Source organism: Paenibacillus sp. FSL L8-0435, assembly GCF_037965655.1.
Lineage (GTDB): Bacteria > Bacillota > Bacilli > Paenibacillales > Paenibacillaceae > Paenibacillus.
Window position 1 is genome coordinate 4,142,504 of record NZ_CP150185.1, and the last position, 13,980, is coordinate 4,156,483.

30 protein-coding genes are annotated in these 13,980 nt (G+C 34.7%); 1 reads left to right on the forward strand and 29 read right to left on the reverse strand.

Annotation, left to right across the window (positions count from 1 at the left end):
- Positions 1–13: 13 nt before the first annotated feature.
- The 12 genes from NST33_RS18280 to NST33_RS18335 form a co-directional block, all read right to left on the reverse strand.
- Complete coding sequence (locus tag NST33_RS18280; RefSeq protein WP_339304472.1) at positions 14–322, reverse strand: hypothetical protein; 309 nt, start codon at positions 320–322, stop codon at positions 14–16.
- A 42-nt stretch (positions 323–364) separates the two neighbouring features.
- Complete coding sequence (locus NST33_RS18285) at positions 365–568, reverse strand: hypothetical protein (RefSeq protein WP_339304474.1); 204 nt, start codon at positions 566–568, stop codon at positions 365–367.
- A gap of 38 nt (positions 569–606) precedes the next feature.
- Complete coding sequence (locus NST33_RS18290; RefSeq protein WP_339304476.1) at positions 607–885, reverse strand: hypothetical protein; 279 nt, start codon at positions 883–885, stop codon at positions 607–609.
- A 64-nt stretch (positions 886–949) separates the two neighbouring features.
- Positions 950–1,129, reverse strand: a complete 180-nt coding sequence (locus NST33_RS18295; RefSeq protein WP_339304478.1) for a hypothetical protein — start codon at positions 1,127–1,129, stop codon at positions 950–952.
- A 55-nt stretch (positions 1,130–1,184) separates the two neighbouring features.
- On the reverse strand, positions 1,185–1,418 hold the full coding sequence (locus NST33_RS18300) for a hypothetical protein (protein ID WP_339304480.1): 234 nt from the start codon (positions 1,416–1,418) through the stop codon (positions 1,185–1,187).
- A 54-nt stretch (positions 1,419–1,472) separates the two neighbouring features.
- Positions 1,473–1,901 carry a hypothetical protein gene (locus tag NST33_RS18305; protein WP_339304482.1) on the reverse strand — a complete coding sequence of 143 codons (429 nt, stop codon included), beginning with the start codon at positions 1,899–1,901 and terminating at the stop codon, positions 1,473–1,475.
- 38 nt (positions 1,902–1,939) lie between these two features.
- Positions 1,940–2,095 (reverse strand): hypothetical protein, encoded by a 156-nt coding sequence (locus NST33_RS18310; protein WP_339304484.1) that lies wholly within the window; start codon positions 2,093–2,095, stop codon positions 1,940–1,942.
- Positions 2,096–2,649: 554 nt separating this feature from the next.
- Positions 2,650–3,072: a hypothetical protein gene (locus NST33_RS18315; RefSeq protein WP_339304486.1), complete on the reverse strand. Its 423-nt coding sequence runs from the start codon at positions 3,070–3,072 to the stop codon at positions 2,650–2,652.
- An 87-nt stretch (positions 3,073–3,159) separates the two neighbouring features.
- Positions 3,160–3,411: a hypothetical protein gene (locus NST33_RS18320; RefSeq protein ID WP_339304488.1), complete on the reverse strand. Its 252-nt coding sequence runs from the start codon at positions 3,409–3,411 to the stop codon at positions 3,160–3,162.
- 31 nt (positions 3,412–3,442) lie between these two features.
- Positions 3,443–3,628: a hypothetical protein gene (locus NST33_RS18325; RefSeq protein ID WP_339304490.1), complete on the reverse strand. Its 186-nt coding sequence runs from the start codon at positions 3,626–3,628 to the stop codon at positions 3,443–3,445.
- A gap of 48 nt (positions 3,629–3,676) precedes the next feature.
- Positions 3,677–3,925 carry a hypothetical protein gene (locus NST33_RS18330; protein WP_339304492.1) on the reverse strand — a complete coding sequence of 83 codons (249 nt, stop codon included), beginning with the start codon at positions 3,923–3,925 and terminating at the stop codon, positions 3,677–3,679.
- A 601-nt stretch (positions 3,926–4,526) separates the two neighbouring features.
- Positions 4,527–4,919 (reverse strand): hypothetical protein, encoded by a 393-nt coding sequence (locus tag NST33_RS18335; protein WP_339304494.1) that lies wholly within the window; start codon positions 4,917–4,919, stop codon positions 4,527–4,529.
- 223 nt (positions 4,920–5,142) lie between these two features.
- Between NST33_RS18335 and NST33_RS18340 the strand changes: the two genes are divergently transcribed.
- Entirely contained in the window at positions 5,143–5,364 is a 222-nt protein-coding gene (locus NST33_RS18340; RefSeq protein ID WP_336761534.1) for a helix-turn-helix transcriptional regulator, read from the forward strand.
- 204 nt (positions 5,365–5,568) lie between these two features.
- Here NST33_RS18340 and NST33_RS18345 read toward each other — a convergent pair whose 3' ends face one another.
- From NST33_RS18345 to NST33_RS18425, 17 genes are all read right to left on the reverse strand, one after another.
- Positions 5,569–5,778: a hypothetical protein gene (locus tag NST33_RS18345; RefSeq protein ID WP_339304496.1), complete on the reverse strand. Its 210-nt coding sequence runs from the start codon at positions 5,776–5,778 to the stop codon at positions 5,569–5,571.
- Between the two features lie 43 nt (positions 5,779–5,821).
- Positions 5,822–6,445 carry a hypothetical protein gene (locus NST33_RS18350; protein WP_339304498.1) on the reverse strand — a complete coding sequence of 208 codons (624 nt, stop codon included), beginning with the start codon at positions 6,443–6,445 and terminating at the stop codon, positions 5,822–5,824.
- A gap of 32 nt (positions 6,446–6,477) precedes the next feature.
- A complete protein-coding gene (locus tag NST33_RS18355; protein ID WP_339304500.1) occupies positions 6,478–6,762 on the reverse strand; it encodes a hypothetical protein in 285 nt (94 codons plus the stop codon).
- Between the two features lie 557 nt (positions 6,763–7,319).
- The gene (locus NST33_RS18360; RefSeq protein WP_339304501.1) at positions 7,320–8,177 is read right to left on the reverse strand and encodes a phosphorothioated DNA-binding restriction endonuclease; all 858 of its coding nucleotides are present in this window, start codon (positions 8,175–8,177) and stop codon (positions 7,320–7,322) included.
- Between the two features lie 83 nt (positions 8,178–8,260).
- Entirely contained in the window at positions 8,261–9,187 is a 927-nt protein-coding gene (locus NST33_RS18365; RefSeq protein ID WP_339304503.1) for a phosphoadenosine phosphosulfate reductase family protein, read from the reverse strand.
- Entirely contained in the window at positions 9,184–10,392 is a 1,209-nt protein-coding gene (locus NST33_RS18370) for a phosphoadenosine phosphosulfate reductase family protein (RefSeq protein WP_339304505.1), read from the reverse strand. The genes NST33_RS18365 and NST33_RS18370 overlap by 4 nt, the downstream gene beginning before the upstream one ends.
- A gap of 92 nt (positions 10,393–10,484) precedes the next feature.
- Positions 10,485–10,643: a hypothetical protein gene (locus tag NST33_RS18375; RefSeq protein ID WP_339304507.1), complete on the reverse strand. Its 159-nt coding sequence runs from the start codon at positions 10,641–10,643 to the stop codon at positions 10,485–10,487.
- 37 nt (positions 10,644–10,680) lie between these two features.
- Positions 10,681–10,935 carry a hypothetical protein gene (locus tag NST33_RS18380; protein ID WP_339304509.1) on the reverse strand — a complete coding sequence of 85 codons (255 nt, stop codon included), beginning with the start codon at positions 10,933–10,935 and terminating at the stop codon, positions 10,681–10,683.
- Between the two features lie 31 nt (positions 10,936–10,966).
- Entirely contained in the window at positions 10,967–11,176 is a 210-nt protein-coding gene (locus NST33_RS18385) for a hypothetical protein (protein WP_339304511.1), read from the reverse strand.
- A 39-nt stretch (positions 11,177–11,215) separates the two neighbouring features.
- Positions 11,216–11,557 carry a hypothetical protein gene (locus NST33_RS18390; protein WP_339304513.1) on the reverse strand — a complete coding sequence of 114 codons (342 nt, stop codon included), beginning with the start codon at positions 11,555–11,557 and terminating at the stop codon, positions 11,216–11,218.
- Between the two features lie 16 nt (positions 11,558–11,573).
- Positions 11,574–11,774 carry a hypothetical protein gene (locus NST33_RS18395; RefSeq protein WP_339304514.1) on the reverse strand — a complete coding sequence of 67 codons (201 nt, stop codon included), beginning with the start codon at positions 11,772–11,774 and terminating at the stop codon, positions 11,574–11,576.
- A 73-nt stretch (positions 11,775–11,847) separates the two neighbouring features.
- Positions 11,848–12,090: a hypothetical protein gene (locus NST33_RS18400; protein WP_339304516.1), complete on the reverse strand. Its 243-nt coding sequence runs from the start codon at positions 12,088–12,090 to the stop codon at positions 11,848–11,850.
- 167 nt (positions 12,091–12,257) lie between these two features.
- Positions 12,258–12,407 carry a hypothetical protein gene (locus tag NST33_RS18405; protein ID WP_339304518.1) on the reverse strand — a complete coding sequence of 50 codons (150 nt, stop codon included), beginning with the start codon at positions 12,405–12,407 and terminating at the stop codon, positions 12,258–12,260.
- A gap of 283 nt (positions 12,408–12,690) precedes the next feature.
- Positions 12,691–12,882 carry a hypothetical protein gene (locus tag NST33_RS18410; RefSeq protein WP_339304520.1) on the reverse strand — a complete coding sequence of 64 codons (192 nt, stop codon included), beginning with the start codon at positions 12,880–12,882 and terminating at the stop codon, positions 12,691–12,693.
- 240 nt (positions 12,883–13,122) lie between these two features.
- Positions 13,123–13,326 (reverse strand): hypothetical protein, encoded by a 204-nt coding sequence (locus tag NST33_RS18415; RefSeq protein WP_339304522.1) that lies wholly within the window; start codon positions 13,324–13,326, stop codon positions 13,123–13,125.
- Positions 13,327–13,378: 52 nt separating this feature from the next.
- Positions 13,379–13,669 carry a hypothetical protein gene (locus tag NST33_RS18420; protein ID WP_339304524.1) on the reverse strand — a complete coding sequence of 97 codons (291 nt, stop codon included), beginning with the start codon at positions 13,667–13,669 and terminating at the stop codon, positions 13,379–13,381.
- Positions 13,670–13,711: 42 nt separating this feature from the next.
- Positions 13,712–13,900, reverse strand: a complete 189-nt coding sequence (locus NST33_RS18425) for a hypothetical protein (RefSeq protein WP_339304526.1) — start codon at positions 13,898–13,900, stop codon at positions 13,712–13,714.
- Between the last annotated feature and the right edge of the window lie 80 nt (positions 13,901–13,980).

Here is a 13,980-nt window from a genome sequence, read left to right on the forward strand (position 1 = left end):
TGAAATACTTCTTTTATTCCGACCTCATGCCTTTTGATAGAACATCATGAATTATTATTATTTTATCTTTTAAAAAAGTATCAAGCGCCTCTAATACTTGCAAGAAGCCCCCATCGTTTACGAATTCCTCTTCGAGCAGCGCCACACCCCATCTATCAAACGTCTCTGGAAAGTCAGCTCTTAAACAATACTGAAAGTCTGTCCTGTGATATGGCTCAATTAGTTGAATATATAAATCACTACTCTTCAAAACGGTAACACCTTGTCTTGTCCACTTTTCTGTCATATTGTACTTTGATGATAAGATCTTAAGGTAGTCCATTGCTTCCCTCCCCTATTAAGATGAAAGAATCCTTTCATCAAATCATTCATTCCAAACGTGTATTTTAACAGTTCCACACTTTGGACAAGCAAATAATTGATGTTGTTCTGGCTCATCCCACATATCACCTCCAGATAGTACCTTAACTTCATTACTTAATCTCAATTGAATGAAATCTTCCTCTTGTTCATAACCATTTTCCCACGAACTAAGATCATAGGTATGCCCACACGCTCCACATTTCACGCTAAATCATCTCCCTTCAAAACATGTTATCTTGTTTACTAAGCACTTAAAAAGTCAAAGGAACCATCTTCATGTATCAAGAGAACCCGAGTGTGATTATCAATTATGTATTCCCAATCTTCATGAGCAAGTTTTCTGCTAAATTCTAAATCATAAGGATAATATCTTGTTTGTCTCAAATACTTTTCTCCTTCCAACTCCACAACAATAGTATTTGACTGCCCCCAAACGTCAATTTCTTTTGAATCCTTGGAGTATTTACTTCCAAAGTAATCATTAATGATGTGAGAAAACTCATCATTGTTCTTCATGATCATCCAATTCAACTCCCTGTAAAATAATCTGTTTATCAAATTTTTTGCTAGAATTTAATTGTGGTTATTACTTACTATCTGCCTGACCACTGATATAACCGAATCGATGCGATTGCTCAATCATCCCAGCTATTACATGAATAGTCTCGTTGTCTAACCCATTTATCCATTCCATGTAACGAAACTCTGTATTTGTTAAGCCGCGGCCTAAATTTACTTCGAGCCATTCTTTAGTTAATTCTTCCACTATTACACCTCACTTCTTCGTAAAATATTCATTTGACTAAATCTTATAACTTGCGCTATTTCAACGGCTGAAGCCAGCAATTACCTGAGTATTGATGTCCACGTCTATAGCCATCTTTAAATGAGTTGCCACTCCCCTCAATTTTTATTATTCCAGTTTTCGAAATGGATTTAATTTTGACTTCTTTATATATAGGATCATCGCCTACTTTTGCTGTAGTTACTTCAAAAACATCGTCCCCTACTTTTAGAGAGTTAACCCATTCAAGAGTCGGCAATAAATAGTTCATATACATTCTCCCCCAATCATACAATGCAAATTTAATATCAATGAAAGGATCATTTTACTTGCACTCTAATATTTCAAAAGCAACAATATCTTCTGATAATTTATTCCATACATCTAGTATCTCTTCGCTAGTTACAAATCCGTCCTCGGTGTTTTTAAGAATCTGATCAATCATAGCTTCAATAACAATTTTTCCTTCTTCATCATAGATCGAATCTTCTTCTACCTCGTACGAACCAAAATGATATACACCTGCACCCTGTTGCTCAAACTTATTACCTACGAACTTCCAGTCACCTTTCAAGTAATCCTCAATTGACATTGATTCTGGATCGTACGTCGAAATCCATAGCGAATGGATGCTCTCATCATAGGAATGACTTTTAGCCATTTTTACAGCATATACTCCACCGTATTTTCCTTTCACTGTGAACCATTTACCTTTGTTAATTGTTTCTAGAAATGCTTCTTGTTCTTTGATCATTTTCTTATCCTTCTTTCTGAATAAAATTATAGTTTCACCTAAACTGCCACTGCAATTCGATCCTTAGTAATAACAATTACATCGTCTTCTTCACACATTTCCTTAAATAAATCACGCTGTTGTTCGGTTGGAAACCCATATGTATTCACTTCAATCTTACCAAAAATCTTTTCAATGACAACCACTTGATACATTGTGATCACCTCTTCTATTTGATAATCTTATTGTACATCATATTTATTTAATTGTACAGTATTATCTTTGTCTTTTAAATAAAAAGAGATGCTTTTTAGGCATCTTTAATTATAGTGTATTTATTATTGTGTTTTTATAAACTCTATATAATGCTTCTTACATCTGTCTCTCATAAAAACTTTCTTTCTACAACTTTTCAAAATGCAAACATTGTAATCGTACTTAGTTAGATCCTCTTTAGACTTGAACATAGCCACCTTCACCTTCTTGACTGGAGCATTTCGTTTAGGGGTTTTAGATAACTTTTTCTCTAAAGAGACCAACCTACGTTCTTCGCATACTAAGCACAGATCTGATTCAGTATCATTGCTCCTATAGTTGCTACAAGAGCTCTTTGAACATTTGATGAGAATATTATCCATGATGTCCACCATCCAGTAAGTTCTAAGTTGTCTACATAATTATTCTAACACTGAATGATCTTCTGGGTAAAATTAATCTTTCTTAGAAAAATAAAAAGTAGCCCAAAGGCTACTTATAATCTAGCAACATATCATAAGGATTGTTCTGATATAATCATCCCACCTTTAATGATCACCTTTTCACTTCCCAATTGCTCTCCATGAAGTGTTCCTTTGAGAACGGCTCTCCCATAGTTAACAATGTTTCCTGTGACTCGGCCTCCGCTTTCAACGGTTGCTTTACCCCCTGAATCAATTTTCAAAGATCCATCGACACTGTTGTAAATTGTAATGTTTCCACCATCAAAAACACCGATAGTTCCAATTACATTCCCTCGAATTGTCGCGTCCGCATTGTTATGGATCTCAAGTGACCCAATAATTTCGCCCTTAAGTGTCAATGTTCCAGACTTAACTATTAGTCTACCTTTATACCCGCTTGAGATTGTTGTATCCGTTTCAATTATAAAAGGTTGTTGCTCTAATCCATTTATTTTGACAGAATTCTTCTCCATATAATCTCACCCCCATATTTTGTAACAATTATATCATTAACTACTTGTTAAAAGCAGTAGATATCTATTTAAAATCAGACTTTTATCTCAATCCCAAACCCACATAGAGTATTCTGCTATGGGCTGAATCAGTCTCGTTTTAAAACCCATAGCCTCTATATGACTAACTAGCCTGTTTAGTGCTTCATTTCTAACTTCTTCATTTGCATATCCATCTTGAAATTCTTCATAGTATTTACAATTGAATGCATACAGTGTGTCGCTGAATATATCTTCAGGCAATTCTGATTCAATCACATGATAATTGCTGTAGTTATCAGTCAATCCAAAAGATTTCATTGCTTTACCTCCTTGTAAAATAACTGTTTCATCATGACTTAAGGTCTTTAAAATACACTTCTTCACCTTCATACATAAAGTTAATTTCACCGTCATCTTGCCACAATCTACATTTAACTTTCTTGTCACCATCTCTTACTGTTACACTACCATCAGCAAAGTTCTGTTTGCCTACCTCAATGACCTTTCCGTTACTCATTGTGTATTTACTGTTCATTGTAACTACCCCTATCTATTTAAAATCCTGCTTTGATTGAAACCTTATTTAATCTTTAGCTTCATCTACTTCACCAAAATCAACCTTAATTTTACGGCGTTTCAGAGCCTCTTCCATCATTTGAGTAGTGACAAGAACCATTTTTTCGTCAGATGGAAAGACAGGCCGCACATGCAATGAAAGGTTAGAAAAGAGTTCAATCAGAAATTCTACTTGTTCTGCTGGAGTCCAACTGCTGTTATAGTGTTCACGGAAAAACTCTGAGATAGGCCCATTCATGTTCATTTCTTCTGACATAAGACATTCCCCCTAAGTAATTAATGCTTTGAACTGTTGCAATGTGATTTTGTACATAAATCATGCTTTTGATCTCCTCACATCTTCGTGCCTACTTCCTTATGAAATACTGTTTTCACATATAATCTATTGCCGATTCCATCTATCCAACTAGACTTTTGTAAAGCCTGTCTATTCTCTGATCAAAAGATTCAGAGCGCTTTAGTGTGTGTTTGTAATTAAAAGTATAGGATGATACAGAGTCACTTTTTACGTCATCGAATTCCCCAGTTAGAGCGTCATAAGCAGTGAAATGCAGCCACGCCTCATGCTGACAGATTGAGCATTCAAACAGATAAGAATCATTGATGTCCGAATAATATGTTTCTTTCATTTCAGGATGTTTACAGCACTCACACGGGAGTTGAACTTTCTGGGTGTTCGTATTAAGCATAATGTCTCCTCCAATTTTAATAAAATCGTTGTTTCATATTATCTTTATGTAATTAACTTTCCAGTATAGTGTTTCTAATTCCAGTACATTGTTTCCTCTGCTTCATAATCAAATTATACACCTAACTATATTCATTGTCAATATTATCTTTGTGTTTTAAAAAGGGTATTAAACTTTCGCTAGTATACCCAACACCACTCCAAATCTAATTGTTTTATTCTCACTCCACAAATTAAACAGATCGCTAAAAATAACCCCGTATTGCTTCATCTGTTGCACATGAGAATCTGTTATAGATTCGTTGAATAGATCGCTCAATGTTTTTACGGGATTTTCTTGAAACTCTTGATATATTGTATCAGTTACAATAGAATTACTTTGATGTAATTTTCTGAATTGATACAACACTCTATGGATATTCAACTCTGAATAATTATTATCTAGACGCAAATATAACTCATCAGTCTCTTCATGAGTCTTCAGAATTGTCCGTATGTTTGATTTTAATATTGTAGCTTTTTCGCTGATCTCTAAAATATCGAACAATGATTCTATTGTCATAGATGAATCTCCTTATGTATGTTTTACTTTGCTGCCTTGGAGGTCATTTAACTTTTGTGCTTCATAATACTTAACAGTCCAGTTTAATCAACTGCTAGTTAAGCACTCTCTATAATGAGGGTGCTTTTGTTATGTCTTCTTTTTGTTACTCGAATAGTAACACAGTTCTAAATTTAACCCAGTTACTGTCTGTTGTCAACTGAATTTGTAAGGAGGATTGTAAATGGTTTCTCGACGCTTAAAAGTACATTTAGGGAATCTACTCGCAAGTAAAGATTTGTCTGCTAGACAACTTGCAAAACGAACTGGTTTACGTCATGTGACCATAAGTAATATCATCAAAGGTGAAGCTGTATACATATCATTTGAAGCCGTCGAGAAGATCTGTAATGAATTAGATATTGACGTTAATGAGATAATGTCCATGATTGAAGAAGATGAATAGGAGCACGTTAATTTGGCTTGTAGGTAATTGCTTGGCTCTCATAGCTTACCTGTTATATGTTCTTACAGATTTAATTGAGTATGTATATTTTGTTTTGACTTGCGCACTAATTCTTTTAATCCTCTCATTATACTCAATAATCAAAAAGAAATAAAAAAGGAGCTGCCTAAATATGCAGACTCCTCTTCTTTATGTACAAGTACTTTAAATTGATTTTTTATTTCTAATCCAAACCAGCACCTTTTCACTTACTTCGGTGTCAAACCATCCCCATTCGGCTGCTAAGTGCTTGATGTCACTGGGCAACTGTTCGTGAATATTCTTAATAGTATCTTCAGATGGTACTCTGTTATAGGTGTCTACATAGCAATCGTTAATCACAGAGTTTCTATCGTGGACTTCCACATCATTCATTCATGCATCTCCATTCTTTATCAAAGTAACATTTCGTAAAGAATTATAAACTTTTCTCTTTTTCGTAATTATTGCACACTGCTTTTATTTCATCTCTCACGCTAACATATAGGTCATAAAGATCGTTAGCCGCATCATCCAGTTCTTCCTTGCTTGCTTTTCCCAATTTATATCGGCTCTCTATGACATCATACTCATGCTGTTTATCATAAAATGGTTTAGAAATATCAGTTAGCTTCTGTCTATACGCATATAATTCCGAATCAACATTTGCTTTTTGATTGATGATAGCAACATACTCTTGTGATATATTACTATTCCAGATCAAATTATCAATGGATTTTCTTGCTTTATTAATTGTTGATCTTTTTTTGACTTCCTCAAGATATGGAATCAGCCTGCCTCGATTGGTTAATTCAGATGCAGTGTTAACATACTCTTGATTAATTGTCTTAGGGAATGTAAATTTAAAACCCTTACATTGAAAGCACACCGTACCATTGATTGAGTTATATGAATAACTTCCAGTGCCTGAACAGCGTGAGCAAACATCTAACAGGTTTAGATATCTTAGTCTGTTCATGACAGCGGTTAGCTTCTCGGCATAGTTAAGATTGTGTTTGACGTTAAGTGCTACACATAAACTTTCTAATGCTTTTACGTCCATATATTGCACCCTTTCTTAATGATATTAAAATTTTATCTAGATATGGTATTGAGAATTAATCTGTTAATTGAACTTAAGATTGCCTTATCAACACTGGCTAATTTATCTCCATAAACAATTGATTCACTCTTTACTATCTTCAACATATAAGGATTTACCTTAACAACCTGACCTTGGATAGTTTTAATATCCATAATATCTACTTTCTTGTGGGTGTCTCGCAAAATATCTAAAACACTTAAAGTTTCTCCCATGTTATGAACAACTAAGTATTTATTAAGGCCAACTCCAATTATGTCACCGTTCTTAATATCCATCGCTATCGCCCCCATGATTTTATTATCTCATGAACCTAAAGTTCAATGGAATACCCAATCTGTCTTCAATTGTTTTGATTTTACTCTTCAGGATCATTCTCTCTTCCCAATTTAAGTTGTCATTCATTAGATAATCTTCCTTGAGACTTTTCAGTAGATCTCTAGCAATCAATCCTAACACCTCTTTATGTATTATCATCTCTATCTGAATATAATTATACAACAATAAATATACATAATCAAGTATTATTTTAGTGTTAATGATGATGAAAGTCTTGTTTCATTGGGGTTTTAGTATTCACTACTTTAAATTTCTTTCAATATTTGTTAAAATCTTTGTGTGTCCACGCTAATGGCTGTTCCTGCACAGTTTATGTGGTGGGATTGCCTCTGAGTGGTGCTTATTTAAAGAGAAGTGACCCAACCTTCGGCGGGCAACCTGTGGCAGGTCGCTTCGCCAAGTGTGTTTCGTAAGGTTAAGAAATAACCCGCTAGGCCTCCAACCTATGGCGGGTTATTTCTATGTGAAAGACTGGTTTCATCAGCAATGCTCTATCTCAAAAACTTCTGATTTTTCCTTTAAAAACTTCTTCGTGATGCCAATTCAAATAACCATTTAAAGGTCTGTACTCAATACTTATTGGACTTTTCATTTTTCTTCTGTGGTATTTAAGTAACCACTCAGTCAACCCTCTTGAACCATGTACGTCCTCTGAGACTAAAATATCGTTATCCTTTGAGATTGTATATGCTCCTCGATCAAATAATTTGTGATGGATAGAACATAAAGCTATTCCATTTGATTCTACATTGGGGCCTCCAGCCTGAACCCACTTAATATGAGCAGCTTCTAATCCGACCAAATTATGTCCCATCCTTAAATTGTATCCGCAAACAGCACAATTATATCCATAAGCTCTGAGAACCATGCCTCGGAAATTTGGATTTCGTTTATTTCCTTTATTGATGCTTAATCCGACTTCATTCAATACTTCATTATGGATTGAGTTAGGAAAATGTGTTTCCAATAATATAGATGCTAATTCTGAGATTAGGGATGGTTGTTCCTTTAACAATAAAATAACTTCACTAGTAAATCCACCAGACACCTCGTTACGCACAAGTTGAGCACTGGTCGCATTGTTGTCGACTGGTTTATTCAGATCCCATATACCGTCATTCTTTAAACGTACAAAAGGGTATTCAGGGTGAATAGTGCTTCTATGTGGTCCAAACTCACCTAATAGCAATCGTAATTTATCCTTCACTTCTATGTATGATATGTTCTCAACATCACTAGATTGCAATAAGCCTAATGCCAACAATATCAATAACGGTTTGTGTGGTGAGCGGTGTCCACTATTCTTCCATATAGTAATTTTATTGATTTTGTTTATCAGTTCTTCTCTGTTCATGAAATCACCTAATAGACCTTATAGTATTGGGGAAATCTTTGATAATATTATACTACAAAGTCTATTAGGCTAGTAATTAATCTTTAGATTGCACAAATCGTACATCCTTCTTTATTTTCTCCATCAGCATCGTGTAGTTTTTTTAAGTCCCAACTGTCTATGTATTCTTTATATCTTCCCTCTGCAATCATTTGCAGCGCAACATCTTGATTATGTACCATGTCACACATATTCACTTTCTTAAATTGCTTCTTTATATATCTAGAAATGATATCAACTGCATTCTCTTTTATGTAGTCCAGTGGTTTATCTTTAATCCATGTATACATTCGTTTATCAGCGTGTTCGGTTTCGTATTTCTTAGCCTCGTCAAACCAGTCGGGGTAAAGTTTTGAAAGAATAGCCCATTCCACTCTTCGCTGATAAAAACAAAAGTAACATCCCGAACGGGTTCTCCATTTATAGTAATCTGGCAACCCTAAACCTGAACTATTTAGAATATCATAAATATCCTGTAATGCTAATGCATCTTCTCGAAAAGGAAAGAACGCAGTGATTTTTTTATTCTTACCCTTAGCTGTATACCCCTCTCTTTGAGGCTCATCTGCTCGTATTCCTACATAGCTGAAACAATGGTCAGATCCTATCCATTCTTCCATAGTTTTAATTTTCAACTCCCTAGTACACCATCTTGCATTTGGTGCAGGAAGGAACCCTTTATACTTAACCAATAACTCATCAAACGGATTAGATTGATCTTCTCCTGTTACAATCTTGTACTTGTCAGTAGTTTTGGGGTCGGCTTTTATCCTTAATATCTTTTTTCCTAGATAGCGTTCCATTTTACCAAGGTATTCATAGATCTCTGGTAGCTCAGATCCAGTATCAGTAAAATAAAGCTCAATTTTTTCGAAAATTTCTGGTCGAGTATTCTTCAGGTGAATTGCTAAGGCTGATGAATCTTTTCCTCCACTAATTCCGCATATATGTCTTACATTTTCATTTATCAAATAATTGAATCTCCTTTTTTAATTAATAGCTTCATCTGTTCAATACTTAATCCATTCACATTCGTTACTAGATGTGGATAATCTCTTCGATCTGTTTCCCACATTTTTTTAATCATATGTATTTCTGCATCACTAATTAGCTTCAAAGGGAACAAGCCCATCTTATCTCTAATTTTATTCACTTCATTTTCTGTTTTAATTAATTCTTCGAACAAATACTCTCTTGCTTCAACAGTAACCGTTCCTTGATCTACACGAATTTCTCCTGTAGTTTTATCAACCATTGGGTTACCGTTACGCTTATGTCCAGATTTGCTTACTTTCTTAATCTCTTTGTTTATTTCTCTCCATTGTTTCAAAACCTCTGAACGGTCTTTCCTCTTCTGTCCCAGTGGTTTAACTGGTATGTAGTCCCCAAACACTTTAAGCTGCAACATACGCCACTCAGACAGAGGTTTCATCCATGGATGAGTATCTGACATCACTTCTGTTGAGCGATCATTAAGAACGACTGGACACGTCCAACATCCAAATCTAGCTCCACAACTCTCAGACTTAGATGCCTTCTTCTCTGTAGCTTTAGGATTTGTGAAGCCACACTCACCCGTAGCTTCCCTGTAAAGTGTTCTTACGGCATGAGAAGAACCCCACGGTAGACGCTCTTTTGCTAAGTAATTCCACACATCTTCAATAGTGAAATCTACAATGGGCATAAACGTTTTACTTTGAGTGAGATTGGCGTGATCACCAATCTTGTAACTCAAATCATTTTTTCCTGTCCATTTCTCGATTGACTGTCTGCGTTTTTCGCTTTCGCTCGACCTTGTGCCAATCAAAATGTATGAAGGATTAATCTCTTTTAGTTTTTTATTCTGTGGCTGAAGCTTAAGACGATCTGTACACCATCTACCCGCACCATTGTTCTGTGGTAAGAAATATCCTCTACCCAAAATTAAATAAAAGTAAGATTGCTCCAGTTCTCTTGTTACTAGTGAGACTGTTATTGGTAAATCCTTTTTTGCTATGTATTTTTCTAATTGCTCTACTTGACTATGCATATATGTTTCCAGATTTGGATTTTCCACAACTGTATCAGACATAACAGCGTGAATCATCCTATTTCTTTGTTCTGGCTCTAGCTGTTCAAGCATTTTTGTTACCATACTTAAAACACAGGTTGAGTCTTTTCCTCCAGACCATGCCACGGCCCAGTCTCTTGTGTCTTGTGTGTCTAAGTACATGCTTCGTAAATCTTCAACTGAGATTGAAACCAGTCTTTCGAAATCAACTATATTAATCACTCCTCTATTCTTTTAATAATTCTTGCTTTTTTATTCTTAAAATCTACTTCAACTCGTTCTGCATCATGCTCCATACTTGCTAAATCTAAGCTATCGTATTGACAATTCACTTCTTGTAAGAATTCATCATTTTCATTAAATAGTTTCCAATCCAAAAACCCTCACCTCCTTTCAAATATATTTAGGCGAGAACTATTTGCTGCTATACATTTTAAAAAACATCTCTTTGACTTCATCTTCACTATGTATCCAGTTGTACATTGCTTTCTTTATATCTCTAGGACTTGGACGGATCTTGAAATTTTCACACTCATCACACCAGTCAAAAACAGACACTAGTACCATTGCAACTCCATAATTAATTGCTGAGTTCATATTTAAATTATGTGACCTATGTATTTGATCATGAATTTCGCAAGATAGTTGCTCCATTTTTATATCAGACAATTAAATTTACTCCTTCCATAAAGTCATTTTTTCAATAAAGGTAAGCAGGTTTTACTTCATATTCAATGTATCCATATACTTGCATACTTGATAATCCATTAGCGGACTTTACATAGTCTTCTTCAACAGCCCATTGATCAGATTTATACCATTGTGTTACAACTGCAACGTTAAAAAGATTATCATCTCTTTCGTTAACTTCTACTGCAACATTTTCACTCAACTCAATCCACTTTGACATAATCAATTCATCCTTTCTATTCTAAAATCAGATATGTAATTAACCTTTGTGGAATTGTTGTTCGCAGTCTTCCCAGTCAGAAGGAAGTTCAATATCAGTGTTGGTTTGAAAAAGCGTAACTCCGATTTGAGTAACCCATTCACCCTTTAATTTAAAATTTCCCTTTGCTTTCTCGATTGCCTCTAAATGTGTCTTTACATTTGGAACTATTAAACGATGTCTAACCCTATTTCTGTGACTCTCACCTGTCATTGCCACCAAGATTGCAAAAGTTTGGGTATCACTTGTCTCTATGTTGATTTTTGTAAACTCATTGCTTAGTTTAACCACCTCACCTGTTTCCCCAACTTTGTTCCCAACCTGCTTGATGTTATATCCCATGTTAGAGCCATCCTTTCTATTTTGATTCAATTTTAACTACTTCATATTTTCCGCTTGAATTTTCACGTATTGAGTATTTAACATTTGGAATCATAAAGTAGCCACTTAACCTGTGAGCCTCACCACTTGCCTCACCGTATGAATCATGCGCGCTCATTACTGTAGTTACCTCACTCATCTTAATCGTTCCCCTCTTTGTTTTATTTGTTATATTCATAATAACAATAAATATAAATATAGACAAGTATTATCTTTGTGTTATTTGAACGAAATAAGCATTTTATTTGGTTTTATGCTGTATCAAATAGTTTATCTAATTCGTCTAGTGCTACTCCTATTCTCTCTATGTTGCAATTATCTAGTGATACTTCACTAATCACTTTATCAATGGATTCAGTATCAAAAATTTGATTCTCGAACATTTTCTTTCTGATAAAATTTGCGTAGGCTAAAATATCCTCCACTCTTCGCTTTTCAGTAATCATTAATTCTAAGTTATATGTCCTGTTCTTTAAAATTGCTTTACTTCCCATTTTAATTCCCCCCTAGTCTTTAATAAGTTTCCATTCTTCAATCGCCTTCAATTTATAAATATTCATTATTGCAAGTAAATATATCATCAATTGCGGGTGTTTTATTTTTGATATTGTATATTCATACACTTCACTCCACAGTTTTACTCCGTTTAAGAATTGATCTTTTAAATCTCAATTTGAATTTGATTACTATTTTCCGATCTTGGCAACACCAGCGCCGACAAGTTGTTCGTTTTATTTACTGCTGCTACAAAGTCTATAATATCTGTAGCGCTATTGGTTGATTTCAATGTAATGACTAATTCATCTTTCATAAGCTATTTCACTCCCTCAATATGATCATATGGCGAATACATATTCCATCGACTCTTGAAGTCAACTTTATTGCTAATGTTGTCAACAACTCTATACTTTCTGTTTGCATTTGGCTCCCATTTTGAAACTCCATTCGTTAAGTACTCTAATCCTGTCGGAGAGGTAATTAGTGCCCCTTCCCAATGCTCCGTTTGAATCCAGTTTTCGAATGTATATTTCATGTGCTCCACTCCTTAAGTGTATGTATTATTTTATTTCCATTGTTATTTACTATTACAACCCTTACATTGCATTGAGTCGAAATTTATCAATTGCATCGATTACACTATGCTGAACTATGATAGAGGTATATCCAGCCTTTTCCTTTGTAATTACCCTGAATCCAGTAACAATATTTTTGACTCCAACATAAATATTTTCTCCTATTTGTTCGGCTCCATAATATTCGATTTCTTGTTCTACAGTTCTTTTCATTTTAAACATCTCCAATTCTTATTTTGATTTTTAAATGGATGCGTATTTTACGAATTTTCCACAGTATACATATTCTCCAGTATGTAGCGATACTGTTTCTTTAATTTGCCCACTGCATTCCCATCCTTCAGACTCCATCTGTGTAACATGATCGTCTCTTTCTTCTCTCGAATCGTAATGATAAGTTGCGTTTGTGTATTCCAATACCTTTTTCATGTACTCACATCCTCTTGTGATTGATTAAACCTCAAATACCGGAACCCTGTGATACCTAAAGATTTCAAACTTCACATTTACATCGCCCCGGTTCTTGATATCTTGGCGACCCCAAACGTTTACCCTTTGAGTGTCATTTTCATTAAACAGATAAACATATTCGTCAGTATCACAGTCAACCACATACAGAACGTTGTTATATTCTACTACTTCATCAGGTGTAAACATTATAATCACTCCTATGTGTATTATAGTTTTCTTTTTAAAACAAGAATTTTACCTAGTTTTTCATCATCCAAGCCAACGCTTTAGACGGATAACCCTTTGTAAAAACAACTTTCCATTGACCGCCATCTTCAAGGACACTTAATGTTCCTGCTCCATATTTAGATTGGTCAGTCATACCAAAACAAGATTCGAATACAACTTTCTTCCCTTGTTTTGTGAATCCTGTTTTGGTATTATTTGTGCCCTCTAATTTAACTTCTGAAAACTTATTACATTTGGCTTCTTCTTTTTCCTCCTGTGCTCTTCGTTTGATTCTTTCTGCTCTTTCATAGTTCCAATCCATTTTAAGCACCCCTTCCATTGGTTATTTGATAAAATCACTCATTTATGCAAAATTCAATTTAGACGGCTTTCCTTCGGAATCTGTTAGTACAACCTCATAATCTGAATGCTCTTTTGTTACTCCATGAAAGTAGAGCCCGTTTGACAGTTTATAATGACCATCTTCAATCCCTGAGATAACAGAATTAATTCGCTGTGTTCCTGCATAATAAAATACTTTTCTCCCTAACATGTTCATCCTCCCTTTCTTGATCAGATGAGTATATTATTAAAATTCCAGTACAATGTTTCTCGTTCCAATGCGTTGTTTAT

Excerpts from the sequence above, each read along its gene's own strand:
- NST33_RS18280 (WP_339304472.1), bottom strand. The coding sequence starts at position 322 with ATGGACTACCTTAAGATCTTATCATCAAAGTACAATATGACAGAAAAG.
- NST33_RS18290 (WP_339304476.1), bottom strand. The coding sequence starts at position 885 with ATGATCATGAAGAACAATGATGAGTTTTCTCACATCATTAATGATTAC.
- NST33_RS18300 (WP_339304480.1), bottom strand. The coding sequence starts at position 1,418 with ATGAACTATTTATTGCCGACTCTTGAATGGGTTAACTCTCTAAAAGTA.
- NST33_RS18305 (WP_339304482.1), bottom strand. The coding sequence starts at position 1,901 with ATGATCAAAGAACAAGAAGCATTTCTAGAAACAATTAACAAAGGTAAA.
- NST33_RS18310 (WP_339304484.1), bottom strand. The coding sequence starts at position 2,095 with ATGTATCAAGTGGTTGTCATTGAAAAGATTTTTGGTAAGATTGAAGTG.
- NST33_RS18315 (WP_339304486.1), bottom strand. The coding sequence starts at position 3,072 with ATGGAGAAGAATTCTGTCAAAATAAATGGATTAGAGCAACAACCTTTT.
- NST33_RS18320 (WP_339304488.1), bottom strand. The coding sequence starts at position 3,411 with ATGAAATCTTTTGGATTGACTGATAACTACAGCAATTATCATGTGATT.
- NST33_RS18325 (WP_339304490.1), bottom strand. The coding sequence starts at position 3,628 with ATGAACAGTAAATACACAATGAGTAACGGAAAGGTCATTGAGGTAGGC.
- NST33_RS18330 (WP_339304492.1), bottom strand. The coding sequence starts at position 3,925 with ATGTCAGAAGAAATGAACATGAATGGGCCTATCTCAGAGTTTTTCCGT.
- NST33_RS18335 (WP_339304494.1), bottom strand. The coding sequence starts at position 4,919 with ATGACAATAGAATCATTGTTCGATATTTTAGAGATCAGCGAAAAAGCT.
- NST33_RS18340 (WP_336761534.1), top strand. The coding sequence starts at position 5,143 with ATGGTTTCTCGACGCTTAAAAGTACATTTAGGGAATCTACTCGCAAGT.
- NST33_RS18345 (WP_339304496.1), bottom strand. The coding sequence starts at position 5,778 with ATGAATGATGTGGAAGTCCACGATAGAAACTCTGTGATTAACGATTGC.
- NST33_RS18350 (WP_339304498.1), bottom strand. The coding sequence starts at position 6,445 with ATGGACGTAAAAGCATTAGAAAGTTTATGTGTAGCACTTAACGTCAAA.
- NST33_RS18355 (WP_339304500.1), bottom strand. The coding sequence starts at position 6,762 with ATGGATATTAAGAACGGTGACATAATTGGAGTTGGCCTTAATAAATAC.
- NST33_RS18360 (WP_339304501.1), bottom strand. The coding sequence starts at position 8,177 with ATGAACAGAGAAGAACTGATAAACAAAATCAATAAAATTACTATATGG.
- NST33_RS18385 (WP_339304511.1), bottom strand. The coding sequence starts at position 11,176 with ATGTCAAAGTGGATTGAGTTGAGTGAAAATGTTGCAGTAGAAGTTAAC.
- NST33_RS18390 (WP_339304513.1), bottom strand. The coding sequence starts at position 11,557 with ATGGGATATAACATCAAGCAGGTTGGGAACAAAGTTGGGGAAACAGGT.
- NST33_RS18395 (WP_339304514.1), bottom strand. The coding sequence starts at position 11,774 with ATGAATATAACAAATAAAACAAAGAGGGGAACGATTAAGATGAGTGAG.
- NST33_RS18400 (WP_339304516.1), bottom strand. The coding sequence starts at position 12,090 with ATGGGAAGTAAAGCAATTTTAAAGAACAGGACATATAACTTAGAATTA.
- NST33_RS18405 (WP_339304518.1), bottom strand. The coding sequence starts at position 12,407 with ATGAAAGATGAATTAGTCATTACATTGAAATCAACCAATAGCGCTACA.
- NST33_RS18410 (WP_339304520.1), bottom strand. The coding sequence starts at position 12,882 with ATGAAAAGAACTGTAGAACAAGAAATCGAATATTATGGAGCCGAACAA.
- NST33_RS18415 (WP_339304522.1), bottom strand. The coding sequence starts at position 13,326 with ATGTTTACACCTGATGAAGTAGTAGAATATAACAACGTTCTGTATGTG.
- NST33_RS18420 (WP_339304524.1), bottom strand. The coding sequence starts at position 13,669 with ATGGATTGGAACTATGAAAGAGCAGAAAGAATCAAACGAAGAGCACAG.
- NST33_RS18425 (WP_339304526.1), bottom strand. The coding sequence starts at position 13,900 with ATGTTAGGGAGAAAAGTATTTTATTATGCAGGAACACAGCGAATTAAT.